The 12,419-nt window shown below is 35.1% G+C and carries 10 protein-coding genes; 2 read left to right on the top strand and 8 right to left on the bottom strand.

The genetic code is table 11. From position 1 onward, the window contains the following. Window positions 1-55: 55 nt before the first annotated feature. The 7 genes from B0A66_RS06415 to B0A66_RS06385 all read right to left on the bottom strand — a co-directional run bounded on the left by B0A66_RS06415 (window position 56) and on the right by B0A66_RS06385 (window position 6,715). Window positions 56-2,602 carry a TonB-dependent receptor gene (locus B0A66_RS06415; RefSeq protein WP_089049029.1) on the bottom strand — a complete coding sequence of 849 codons (2,547 nt, stop codon included), beginning with the start codon at window positions 2,600-2,602 and terminating at the stop codon, window positions 56-58. Between the two features lie 245 nt (window positions 2,603-2,847). Then, window positions 2,848-3,261 carry an RrF2 family transcriptional regulator gene (locus tag B0A66_RS06410; protein WP_012023964.1) on the bottom strand — a complete coding sequence of 138 codons (414 nt, stop codon included), beginning with the start codon at window positions 3,259-3,261 and terminating at the stop codon, window positions 2,848-2,850. A gap of 124 nt (window positions 3,262-3,385) precedes the next feature. Then, on the bottom strand, window positions 3,386-4,210 hold the full coding sequence (locus B0A66_RS06405; protein WP_089049028.1) for a TPM domain-containing protein: 825 nt from the start codon (window positions 4,208-4,210) through the stop codon (window positions 3,386-3,388). 3 nt (window positions 4,211-4,213) lie between these two features. Further along, window positions 4,214-4,651: a TPM domain-containing protein gene (locus B0A66_RS06400; RefSeq protein WP_089049027.1), complete on the bottom strand. Its 438-nt coding sequence runs from the start codon at window positions 4,649-4,651 to the stop codon at window positions 4,214-4,216. Between the two features lie 87 nt (window positions 4,652-4,738). Then, on the bottom strand, window positions 4,739-5,323 hold the full coding sequence (locus B0A66_RS06395) for a LemA family protein (protein WP_089049026.1): 585 nt from the start codon (window positions 5,321-5,323) through the stop codon (window positions 4,739-4,741). Window positions 5,324-5,356: 33 nt separating this feature from the next. Then, window positions 5,357-5,689: a MerR family transcriptional regulator gene (locus tag B0A66_RS06390; RefSeq protein WP_089049025.1), complete on the bottom strand. Its 333-nt coding sequence runs from the start codon at window positions 5,687-5,689 to the stop codon at window positions 5,357-5,359. A gap of 48 nt (window positions 5,690-5,737) precedes the next feature. Beyond that, window positions 5,738-6,715: a M23 family metallopeptidase gene (locus tag B0A66_RS06385; RefSeq protein WP_089049024.1), complete on the bottom strand. Its 978-nt coding sequence runs from the start codon at window positions 6,713-6,715 to the stop codon at window positions 5,738-5,740. A gap of 220 nt (window positions 6,716-6,935) precedes the next feature. Here B0A66_RS06385 and alaS point away from each other — a divergent pair, with 220 nt between their 5' ends. Further along, entirely contained in the window at window positions 6,936-9,572 is a 2,637-nt protein-coding gene (gene alaS / locus B0A66_RS06380; protein WP_089049023.1) for an alanine--tRNA ligase, read from the top strand. Window positions 9,573-9,790: 218 nt separating this feature from the next. Here the strand turns inward: alaS and B0A66_RS06375 are convergent, their stop codons facing one another. Further along, window positions 9,791-11,536 carry an ABC transporter ATP-binding protein gene (locus B0A66_RS06375; protein WP_089049022.1) on the bottom strand — a complete coding sequence of 582 codons (1,746 nt, stop codon included), beginning with the start codon at window positions 11,534-11,536 and terminating at the stop codon, window positions 9,791-9,793. Between the two features lie 760 nt (window positions 11,537-12,296). Between B0A66_RS06375 and B0A66_RS23130 the strand changes: the two genes are divergently transcribed. Further along, on the top strand, window positions 12,297-12,419 hold a 123-nt coding region (locus B0A66_RS23130; RefSeq protein ID WP_244283405.1), incomplete at its 3' end, for a GxxExxY protein.

Below are 12,419 nucleotides of genomic sequence, written 5' to 3'. Positions count from 1 at the left end.
GAGGTATGTTTATAAAAACTTACCTCGCTTAATGTTTGTGTAACTAACTAAATTCTTATAGAGAATATTTCAAAGTTACTCCATAAGTTCTTTGATCACCCAAAACGGCAGCATATTGTCCTGTGTTTCCACCTGCAGGCAATAATTGCTCGTAATAATCTTTGTTTAAAAGGTTACGTCCCCAGAATTGAACAGATAGTCCTTGTGAAGCACGGAATCCTAAACGAGCATTGAAAATAGCATATCCAGGTACTACTAAATATTTTGAAGCAGACGGGCTCGATGAAAATTCAGAACGTGCATACGAATCGACAGCTACGAAAATTCTTCCCGCATTTCCAAAGAATTTTGCATGATCAGAAAGTTCTCCACCTAAAGATCCTGCCCATTTTGAAGCCCCTGGCAAAGCACTTCCCGAAACATCTTTAAAAGATACCGGAGCCCCCGTTTCTTCTAATGGAAGCGGAGCGTTAACGAATGTCACGTATTTAGCATCTGTATAAGTAGCAGCGCCATTAAGCGTTAAGTGTTCATTTACAAAAATGCTCGCATCTAATTCAGCACCTTTTACAGTTACTTTACCAGCATTTGCAAGATAACCACGATTAACGCCTAATTCAGCTGCCTGAACATTCGTTTGGAAATTTTTAATGTCTGTATTAAAGAACGTTAAGTTAAAGATTGAATTTTTGAAAGGAGACGTTTTTATACCCGCCTCATAATGATTTACTTCTTCCGGTTTGATTACAGCAAGTTCAAGTAAAGGAAGTCCGGCTGAATTCGACGGAAGTCCCGCTACGTTAACCCCAACAGGTTTGTAGCTTTTTGCAAAAGTACCGTAAGCATTGATTTTGTCTGATACTTTATAAGAAACGGTAATGTTTCCTGAAAAATCGGTATCATCTGTATTTGATGAAAAAGCCTGATCTGAATACACTTGTCTTTTTAGTGCAAGCAATGCTGGATCAGTAGTCTGAAGACCTCCGTAAGTAGTACGAGCGTAATCAGCATCTTTTTTGTCATAATTGTAGCGTATACCCGGTAATACGTGCAGACGATCTGTAATAGCCCAGTCTAACTGACCAAACACAGCAGCACTCGATGCTCTGATGCGTGCATCAGTTTTGATTCCGTATCCTTCAAAAAGACCCGGAGTTTCCCATAACGCACTTGTTGAACTTTTAGAAAATCTCCATTGCGCATTACCGGATTCTTCTGTACCATCAGTTTGTGAGGTTTGATCGATAAAAAATACACCTACAACACCACTTAAATTTGAAGCAAGCTGACCTGCGTAACGAACCTCTTGAGTAAACTGAATTTGTCTTGTTGGGTTTTGAGATTTAGCCAAAACCTGTAATCCTGTAAAATCCCTGTCATTTGACGGATCCCAGTTCCAAAAACGCCATGCGGTAGTTGAGGTAAGTGTTCCGTTTCCAATTTTAGTATCTATGTTAAGCGATACACCACCCATGTCTTGTCCAGAACGCCAAGGTGTATCATGATCAATTTTACGATCAAAAGCATTTAAGCTAGGCAATTTATAATTTAAATCGGCAGTAATAGCATCAAACTGTCGGTATGCAGCTCTTTGTGTTGGCGCAACACCCGCAACTACCTGAGCATATCCGTCAGGACGTTGGGTTGTAATATCTGCTGCGAATATAATATTTGTATTTTCTGAAGGTGTATAGAGCAACTGACCTCTAATTCCCTGATTGTTTAAGGTATTGGTAGCTCTTCCTGTTGCCACGTTGTCAATTAATCCATCGCGCTGTGTTCCTGAGAAAGAGATACGACCTGCGATTTTTGAAGTTAAGGCTCCAGTAACCGAAGCTTTTGCTTGTAAAAAAGCATAATTTCCGTAGCTTACTTCAAAGTCTGCACCAGAAGTAAAACTTGGTTTACGCGTTGTAATATTAAAAGCTCCCGAAGTTGTGTTTTTACCAAACAATGATCCTTGTGGTCCGCGAAGTACCTCAATTTGCTCTACATCGATAAAATCTAATGTTGTTGCTGCCGGACGCGCATAGTACACACCGTCTACGTAGAAACCAACACCAGGATCGATACCGTCATTTGTTAATCCGAAAGGAGAACCCAAACTACGAATGTTGATTCCTGTATTTCTTGGGTTTGATGAATACAATTGAACAGAAGGAACTAATTCTTTAATACGGTTAACATTAAAGGCTCCTGTTTGTTCTGCTTGTTTACCTGTAATTACAGAGATTGCAATAGGCACATCCTGAACTTTTTCGATTCTTCTTCTTGATGAAACCACCACTTCTATAAGTTCGTTTTCTTCTTTTAAGGTTAAAGTTAAAGGGGATGCCGGAATAGCAGTAAGTTCTATTTCTGTGGTTTTATAACCTACGTATTGGATTAATAACGTTAAAGGTAATTTTCCTCTGGAATCAATTATGAATTTTCCTTCTGTATCTGTAACAGTGCTAAAAGTAGTTCCTTTTATTACCACATTGGCTGCGGGTAGAGGCGTATTTTCTGTAGTTGTAACGGTACCTTCGATGTTTTGTGCGAATGAAAAAGAGAAGGTAATTAGTGCTAATAGTGTAAGTATGTTTTTAATAGATGTCTTCATTTTATAGTATGTATATGTGATTAGTAGAATTTAAATTAAATTTTTTTTACCAACACGTACACATTAAAAATAAATTGTTTTTCACCGTAGTGAATTGACTATAATTGCTTTGCAAAAGATTTTTTGACACACTGAATAAACTGTAATGTAGTCCCATAGTTAAAATTTTGAAAATGGTTAGTTAAATATTTTTGCAAATATACATATAAATTCTATCGATTTACTAGGGATTAAAAAATATTTTTTTATTTCTTCACCAACGAAGCTATAGTAATGCCTTCCATTGCCTTCAAAGTTTTGTCTCTAATCAGCATTAAACCGTGTCTCAGACTGCATTCAGACTCGGTTTTACAATCGGAGCAAGGCTCGTAAAAATTTAAAGAAGCACATGGCAATAGGGCAATTGCACCGTCGAATAGACGGTGAATTTCTGCCAGTGTAATATCGTTTTTGGATTTTATCAAATAATATCCGCCGAATTTTCCTTGCTTACTGCTTACAAAACGTCCTCTTTTTAGATCTAGTAAAATTTGTTCTAAAAACTTTTTAGGAATATTGGCGCCATCAGCAATTTCCACCGTTCTGGAAATGTGATTTTCGTCTTGTTCTGCTAAATAAAGTAAGGCCTTAAGGGCGTATTTTGCTTTATGTGATAACATCTATATTGAATTATGAATTGTGAATTATAAATTATGAATTTTAATTTAAAAGCTTCTTTTGCTTTAATCTGAAACAAAAGAAACCTGAAACAAAAAAACATAAAATAAATTTAAAATTAATGTTTTACCAGCTTCCGCTTGAACCTCCTCCGGAGAATCCGCCTCCACCGAAACCACCTCCAAAGCCTCCGCCGCCAGATGATCCGCCACCAAAACCGCCTCCTCCGCCAAAGCCTCCGCTTCTGCCAAGATTGCTTAAAATGATAACATCTAATAAACTAGGACCGCCTCCGCTGTTATTTCCGGAATTGCCGCCTCCGCCTTTTTTATTTCTTGAAAGCAAAACTAATACAATTACAACAATAACAATAAAGGGCAAGATTGGAAAATCTTTTCCTTTGGTTTGTTTTCTTTCGCCTTTAAATTTTCCTTTAAAAACATCAATTATAGCATCTGTTCCTTTGTCAAGACCGTTGTAAAAACTTCCTGCCTTAAATTCCGGAATAATGATATTACGAATAATTGTTCCTCCAAGTCCTGCGGTCAGGCGATCTTCAACGCCATATCCAGGATTGATAGCAATTTTTCTTTCTTTTTTAGCCAATAAAATAACAACGCCATTGTCATCTTTTGCTGTTCCTCCAATTCCCCAGGTTTGCCCCCATTTGGTGGCAAGCTGACTTACATCTTCGTTTTGCAGACTTTCGATCGTAATGACTACAATTTGAGTTGTAGTAGAGTCAGAGTAACGAATTAGTTTTTCTTCTAATTGTTGTTTCTCTGTCGCACTCAACACATTAGCGTAATCGTATACAGAAGTCTGAAATTTAGGTTTTTCGGGAATTGTAAACTGTGCAAAGATACAATTACAGGTAAACAACGTGAATAACAAAAGGCTTAATCGAAAAATTCCTTTGGAATTTGATGTTTTATTTGGAAAAATTTTCATTAGTTAACCTTTTGAGATTTCGTTTGATAATTCATTGGTGTCTTCTTCAGACCTTGGGAAATACTTTTTTAATTGCTCTCCCGCATTCAAAATACCATCAACAATACCTTGTTTAAACTGTCCTGCTTTAAATTGAGTTGTCATGGTATCTTTGGTACAATCCCAAAAATCCGTAGCAACAACATCGTTTATGCCTTTATCTCCGCAAATTATAAAATTTTTATCGTCGATGGCAAAATAGAAGAGAACACCGTTTTGTAAACGGGTTTCATCCATTCTTAATTGATGAAAAACTTCTAAAGCCCTGTCAAAAGGGACTTTAGAAGTTGTTTTTTCTATATGTACTCTAATTTCACCAGAAGTGTTTTTTTCAGCCAGACAAATAGCTTCAACAATTTCTTGTTCTTCTTCCTTGGTTAAAAAATCTTCTACTTTTGACATTGGAGTTATGTTTGATTATTTGTTTTATTGATCTTTAAACTTCTAAATCTAATAATCTAAGAAGTCTAACAATCTGATAATCTAATTTTAGAATTTAACTTCAACCGGTTTTTCAGCACCAGCTACAGCTTCAAAATAAGGTTTTTCTTTGTATTGACTTAAGAACCAGTTGTTAGGTATAGCAAGAACGTAACCATTGTATTCTTGTACTGATTCGTTAAAACGAGTTCTTGCAGTAAGAATTTGATTTTCTGTACTCGCTAACTCATCCTGTAATTTCAAGAAATTTTCATTAGCTTTTAATGTTGGATATTGTTCAACAGAAACCAATAATCTTGATAATGATGAAGACACACCACTTTGAGCCTGGTTAAATTGAGCTAATTGCTCAGGAGTAACATTACTTGGATCAATTGTTACGGCTGTTGCTTTTGCACGTGCTTCGATAACAGCTGTTAAAGTAGATTTTTCAAAGTCTGCAGCACCTTTTACAGTATTGACTAAATTTCCAATAAGATCATTTCTTCTTTGGTATGCTGTATTAACATTTCCCCATTCTTTATTAACAGCCTGGTTGTATTTTAAACCGTTGTTTTTAATTCCGATTGACCAAAATGCGATGATAGCGATAAAAGCCACAACAACTCCTCCAAGGATTAACCATTTTTTCATATTTGTTTGATTTAAGTTTTGTTTATTGATTAGTTATAGTTCGTTTTTAATTTCTGTTAATTGTGTTTTGATGGTCTCTAATTTACGTATTATTTCGAATTTATCTAACGTTTTCTTTTGCCCTTCTTTTAGGTGTGTTTTAGCACCATCGAGCGTAAAACCACGCTCTTTAACCAGATGATAAATCAATTGCAGGTTGGTAATATCCTCTGGCGTAAACATTCTGTTGCCTTTAGCATTCTTTTTAGGTTTCAAAATGTCAAATTCGCTGTCCCAGAATCGAATCAAAGATGCATTGACATTAAAGGCTTTGGCAACTTCGCCAATGCTGTAATATCTTTTATCTTTTGAAAGCTCAATATGCATGATTTAATTTTTTCTATTTTTATTCCAAACTTACTACTTTTCGCAGTATTAATCCAATGATTGGTTTTCCAGATTCGCTAAATGCGAAATCGCCACGTATTCTACTGCAGAAATATTACCATAGTAAAAGTTCAGCGGATTTACAACCTGACCATCTTTGTGTACTTCGTAATGGCAATGTGGTCCTTCAGATCGTCCTGTACTTCCAACATATCCAATAATGTCACCACGTTTGACACGTTGTCCGGGTTTGCAATTGTATTTACTTAAATGTGCATACAAACTCTCATATCCAAAACCGTGCCTGATCACAATATGGTTTCCAAATCCGGAAGCCGCGTTATCTGCCCGTACTACAACTCCATCGCCCGTAGCATAGATGGGAGCGCCTGTGTTGGCGGCAAAATCCATTCCGTTATGCATTTTACGTACCTTAGTAAAAGGGTCTGTTCTGTATCCAAAACCAGAAGCAACGCGTCTTAAATTTTCGTTTTGTACTGGCTGAATGGCAGGAATGGCCAACAATAAATTTCCTTTTGCACCTGCCAGCTTCAAAATTTCATCTAAAGATTTAGATTGAACTGCCAATTGTTTCGAAAGCTTGTCAATTCTTTTGGTTGTGGTTAATACTAATTTAGAATTATTATATCCTTCCAAATCTTTATAACGCTTAATATCTCTAAAGCCGGATTTTCTGATCGAGTCCGGAATTTCGGTTTTATTAAAATATACTCTGTAAATGTTGTCATCCCGGTCTTCTATGGCTTCTGCCACAGCGTCAATCTCATCCATCTTTTTGTTTAAAATGGAATATTGCAATTGCAGGTTTTCAATTTCGCGGGCTTGTAGACGATCTTTTGGCGTTTCGAAGTAAGATGTATTTATTAAAAGTACAAATACTAAAAATCCAAACAAGGACGAAGCCACTAAAAACAGCACTGCATAACCGAATTTAATTCTTTTTCTGGTTTTTATTTTCTTATAAGCCAGATTTTCTGAGTCGTAATAATATTTTACTTTCGCCATATTTTAAAATACCCTATTTTTGCAGCTTGTAAAGTAGTTAGTCGAACAAATTTAATAAATGTTTCAGATGTTCCACAGCTTTTTCGCAATAATAAAAAACAATTAGATAATTAGATAACGTATTAGGGAGATAAATAATTATAATTAAAATTTTATTTCATTTTCTAACTGACACATTTTCAAATTATCACATTTCAATTGACACATTTTCTAATTAAATATGAAATCACAAGACGTACGTAAACAATTTTTAGACTTTTTTAAAAGTAATGGACATTTAATTGTTCCTTCAGCTCCAATCGTTCTTAAAGACGATCCAACCTTAATGTTCAATAACTCGGGAATGGCCCAGTTTAAAGAATATTTTCTAGGAAACGGAACTCCAAAAAGTAAAAGAATAGCCGATACTCAAAAATGTCTTCGTGTTTCAGGTAAGCATAATGACCTTGAAGATGTAGGATTTGATACTTACCACCACACCATGTTTGAGATGTTAGGAAACTGGTCTTTTGGTGATTATTTCAAAAAAGAAGCAATCAATTGGGCATGGACTTTATTGACTGAAGTATATAAAATCCCTAAAGAAAATCTTTATGTTTCTGTTTTTGAAGGAAGCAAAGAAGATAATGTGCCTTTTGATCAGGAAGCTTGGGATATCTGGAAAACGCTAATCGATGAAGATCGAATTATTCTTGGAAACAAAAAAGATAATTTCTGGGAAATGGGAGACCAGGGGCCATGCGGACCTTGTTCTGAAATTCACGTTGATTTACGTTCAGAGGAAGAAAAAGCATTGGTTACAGGGAAAAGTTTAGTCAACAATGATCACCCGCAAGTGGTAGAAATCTGGAATAATGTATTCATGGAGTTCAACCGTAAAGCTGATGGATCGTTAGAAAAACTTCCTGCGCAGCACGTTGATACCGGAATGGGATTTGAGCGTTTGTGTATGGCATTGCAAGGAAAAACATCGAATTATGATACAGATGTTTTTACACCTCTTATTGAGAAAGTAGAACAAATTACAGGTTTAAAATATACCGCTGATGAAATTAAAAACATTAGCGAGGAACAAAACAAAACCAATATTGCGATTCGTGTAATTGTAGATCACGTTCGTGCGGTTGCTTTTGCAATTGCAGACGGACAGCTACCATCTAACACAGGAGCAGGTTATGTAATTCGTAGAATTTTGCGTCGTGCTATTCGTTACGGATTTACGTTCTTAAACACTAAAGAGCCTTTTATCAATAAATTGGTTGAAGTTTTAGCGAATCAAATGGGAGAATTTTTCCCGGAGATAAAATCACAGCAACAATTGGTAACCAATGTTATTCGTGAGGAAGAAGCTTCTTTTTTAAGAACATTAGATCAGGGATTACAGTTATTGGATAACGTAATTGCACAAACTTCAGGTTCAGAAGTATCAGGAGCAAAAGCTTTTGAATTATACGATACTTTTGGTTTTCCTAAAGATTTAACAGCTTTGATTCTGAAAGAAAAGGGAATGTCTTTTAATGAAGAAGAATTTGATGCCTCAATGCAGGAACAAAAAAATCGTTCACGTGCAGCATCAGAAGTTTCAACAGAAGACTGGTCTGTATTGATTCCTGGAAATGTAGAAACATTTGTAGGTTACGATCAATTAGAGAATGATGTAAAAATTACAAGAATTCGTAAAGTTGATAGTAAAAAAGACGGTATTCTGTACCAAATCGTTTTAGATAACACACCATTCTACCCAGAAGGAGGAGGACAGGTTGGAGACAAAGGAACTTTGGTTTCTGCGAATGAAACGATTGAAATTATTGACACTAAAAAAGAAAACAATTTGATTTTGCATTTTGCAAAACAATTGCCGGAAAATATAAATGCTAGTTTTACTGCTAAAGTAGATACAGCATTACGTTTTGATTCTCAAAGTAATCACTCTGCGACACACTTAATGCATCAGGCATTGCGTGCGATTTTAGGAACACACGTAGAGCAAAAAGGATCATTGGTGAATCCAAATTATTTACGTTTTGACTTTTCGCATTTTAGTAAAGTTACAGATGCTGAACTAAAACAAGTTGAAGATTTTGTAAACGCAAGAATTCAGGAGCAATTGCCATTAATTGAAAGAAGAAACATTCCGATTCAACAAGCTTTAGACGAAGGTGCAATGGCTTTATTCGGTGAAAAATATGGTGATTCTGTTCGTGCAATTAAATTTGGCGAAAGTATGGAGCTTTGTGGAGGAACGCACGTAAAGAATACAGCGGAGATTTGGCATTTCAAAATCAAAAGTGAAGGTGCTGTTGCGGCAGGAATTCGTCGTATTGAGGCGATAACCAACCAAGGTGTAAAGGATTATTTTGCGAAGCAGGAATCGACATTACAGGAAATCAACGAAGCGTTAAAAAATCCACAGGATACTATCAAAGCGGTGGTTTCATTACAAGATGATAATGCTAAATTGAAAAAACAGGTTGAGCAATTGCTTAAAGAAAAAGTTGGAGCTCTTAAAAACGAACTTGAGAAAAATTTTGAAGTAGTTAATGGAATAAATTTTCTTGCGAAACAAGTTGATTTAAGTATGGCATCGACTAAAGAATTGGCTTCTGTATTAGGAAATTCTAAAGCTGACTCATTTATAGTTTTAGCATCAATCGAAGATGGTTTGCCAAACATTCATTGTTTTATTTCTAAAGAATTGGTAGCCGCAAAAAGCTTAAATGCAAATGCAGTTATTAAAGAACTAGGAAAATATATTGATGGAAACGGAGGGGGACAACCTTTCTTCGCATCCGGAAAAGGTAAGAATGCAAATGGAATTGCTGAGGCTTTGTCTCACGCAGTTGAGTTTGTGAAATAGTTTTTTTATTTCGCGCAAAGACGCAAAGTCGCAAAGTTTTTTAAGCTTTGCGACTTTTTTATTTTATAGATGTTGTTTTTTAAGTTTATGCTTTTTTTTAAGTATGACCGAGAATAAAATTAGTTCATAGATAATATCGGAAGACTGAGTCAAAAAATTTGCGCCTTTGCGTGATTTTTTCTTTTTCAAGGTTAACAAAACAACAAAGCATAAAAAAACTATTTACGTTCTCCAATTTGCTGACGCCACATTGCGTAATACAATCCTTTTTCAAGAATTAAATCGTTGTGTTTTCCAGATTCGATGATTTTACCTTGTTCTAAAACAAATATTTTATCAGCATGCATAACAGTTGAAAGTCGGTGCGCAATCAAAACTGTGATTCTGTTTTTGTCAGAAATGTTTCTGATCGTAGCATTGATTTCTTCTTCTGTAATAGAATCTAATGCAGAAGTAGCTTCGTCAAAAATTAATAAATTTGGATTTCTTAAAATAGCACGGGCAATCGACAAACGTTGTTTTTCTCCCCCGGAAACTTTAATTCCGCCTTCACCAATTGTGGTATTTAAACCATCCTCGGCACGTCGAAGTAATTTTTCACAACTTGCTCTTTTTAGCGCGTCGTGTAAATCTTCGTCGGTAGCGCTTGGTCGTACGAACAATAAATTTTCACGGATTGTTCCTGAGAATAATTGGGCATCTTGCGTAACAAATCCTAATTGTTTTCTTAGATCCAGTAAATCAATTTCTGTGGAATCAATTCCGTTGTAAAGCACTCTACCTTCAGCAGGAGTATACAATCCAACAAGAAGCTTAACTAAAGTAGTTTTTCCTGAACCGGAAGGTCCAACAAAAGCGACTGTTTCTCCTTGTTTAATATCGAAATTAATGTTTTCTACCGCTTTAAATTTGGCAGTTTTATGCTGAAAACTTACGTTAGAGAAAAGTAAAGATTGAATAGCACCAACATGTTTAGGCGATGCTGGACGAAACTCTTTTGGAGCGCTCAATAATGTTTTAAAGTTTTCCATTGAAACTTTAGTTTCGTTAAGTGCGATAATAAAATTCCCTAATTCCTGTAAAGGTCCAAAAATGAAAAAAGTAAAGAATACCATTGTCAATAAATCACCTACAATAATTTTTCCTCCAAATAAGAAATAGTACAACGTAAAGACAACACAAGTTCTTAAAAAATGTACTGTTGTACCCTGAATAAAACTTAAACTTCTGATGAAACGAATTTTTTGTAATTCAAGTTGAAGTATTTTAAAGGTATTCAGATTAAGACGTTTTTCTTCTTGATACGTTAGTCCAAGACTTTTTACAAGTTCAATGTTTCGTAAACTTTCCGTCGTAGAACCTGCCAAAGCGTTTGTCTGATTAACAATTTTTCTTGAAACAACCTTTATCTTTTTACCCAGATAAGAACTTACTAGAGCTATAATGGGTGCTGTAACTAAAAAGATTAATGAAATACGATAATCAATTCGGGCAACATAAAGAATAACAAATATGAATCCGATCACAGTTTGAAAAATCAAAGAGATCGAAAGTGTAATCAATTTTTCAGAATCAGAACGTACTTTGGTTAGTTTGCTTAACGTTTCACCGCTACGCTGATCCTCAAATTCAGCAAAAGGAAGATCAAGTGATTTTTTTATTCCATCAGTATACATTTGAGCTCCGGTACGTTGTATCACCACATTGGTAAAATAATCCTGAAAGTTTTTGGTAATTCGCGAGATCATCGCTGCACCAAGCGAAAGACCAAGCCAGAAAGATAAAGACTTTATAAATCCCATTTCATTTCCTTTGTATTTGTGCAGTCCAACACCGCAATCCTGCATTAATTTACCTGTAATAATAGAGTCTGATAAGCTGAAGCAAATGTTTATAGCGGCCATAATCAAAGCAAAAAACAAAAGCATTTTATGTTTGATTATATAAGAATATAGTAATTTCATAGGTGAGTTTAAATTTAGAGATGCAAAAGTAGTGAATAGTTTGACTTTGTAAAGTTCCTTTTCGTTATTAAAAAACTAAATTTTATTTTGCTAATTATTTTTAGTTTGTGTTTTCACGTAAAGTCGCAGAGTCGCGAAGTTTTTAAGTTTTTATACTTGTGTCCTTTGCGTCTTAGCGTGTTAATTGTTTTTAGTTTGATTTTCACGCAAAGTCGCAGAGTCGCGAAGTCTTTTAAGTTTTGATACTTGTGTCCTTTGCGTCTTAGCGTGTTAATTGTTTTTATTTTGTTTTTTCACGCAAAGTCGCAGAGTCGCGAAGTTTTTAAGTTTTGATACTTGTGTACTTTGCGTCTTAGCGCCTTTGTTTGTTATTTATTTTTATTTTGTTTTTTCACGCAAAGTCGCAGAGTCGCAAAGTCTTTTAAGTTTTTATACTTGTGCCCTTTTCGTTTTAGTGCCTTTGCTTGCTAATTATTTTTAGTTTGTATTTTCACGCAAAGTCGCAGAGTCGCAAAGTCTTTTAAGTTTTTATACTTGTGTCCTTCGCGTCTTAGCGCCTTTGCGTGCTATTTAATTTACTAATTATTTTTAATTTATATTTTCACACGAAACAGCAGAGTTGCCAACTTTTTTAAGTTTTGGTATTTGTATGTTCTTCACGTCTTAGCGCGTTTGTTTGCTGTTTAACTTATGGCTTTTTATTACTAAATAAGTTTTTGATTTATAATATTTTTAGCTTTTTTAATGTAGAAAGTGGAAAATGACAGAAAATGAGATTTCAGCTATTGTAGTTGATGTATGTTATAAGATTCATGTAAAACTTGGTCCAGGATTGCTGGAATCTGTTTATGAAGCAATTTTATATTATGAGTTAACCCAAAGA

Source organism: Flavobacterium hercynium (genome assembly GCF_002217285.1).
GTDB classification, from domain to species: Bacteria; Bacteroidota; Bacteroidia; order Flavobacteriales; family Flavobacteriaceae; genus Flavobacterium; species Flavobacterium hercynium.
This window is presented reverse-complemented; position numbering and strand designations above follow the sequence as displayed.

Coding starts and splice junctions, on each gene's coding strand:
- B0A66_RS06415 (WP_089049029.1), bottom strand. CDS start 2,602: ATGAAGACATCTATTAAAAACATACTTACACTATTAGCACTAATTACC.
- B0A66_RS06410 (WP_012023964.1), bottom strand. CDS start 3,261: ATGTTATCACATAAAGCAAAATACGCCCTTAAGGCCTTACTTTATTTA.
- B0A66_RS06405 (WP_089049028.1), bottom strand. CDS start 4,210: ATGAAAATTTTTCCAAATAAAACATCAAATTCCAAAGGAATTTTTCGA.
- B0A66_RS06400 (WP_089049027.1), bottom strand. CDS start 4,651: ATGTCAAAAGTAGAAGATTTTTTAACCAAGGAAGAAGAACAAGAAATT.
- B0A66_RS06395 (WP_089049026.1), bottom strand. CDS start 5,323: ATGAAAAAATGGTTAATCCTTGGAGGAGTTGTTGTGGCTTTTATCGCT.
- B0A66_RS06390 (WP_089049025.1), bottom strand. CDS start 5,689: ATGCATATTGAGCTTTCAAAAGATAAAAGATATTACAGCATTGGCGAA.
- B0A66_RS06385 (WP_089049024.1), bottom strand. CDS start 6,715: ATGGCGAAAGTAAAATATTATTACGACTCAGAAAATCTGGCTTATAAG.
- alaS (WP_089049023.1), top strand. CDS start 6,936: ATGAAATCACAAGACGTACGTAAACAATTTTTAGACTTTTTTAAAAGT.
- B0A66_RS06375 (WP_089049022.1), bottom strand. CDS start 11,536: ATGAAATTACTATATTCTTATATAATCAAACATAAAATGCTTTTGTTT.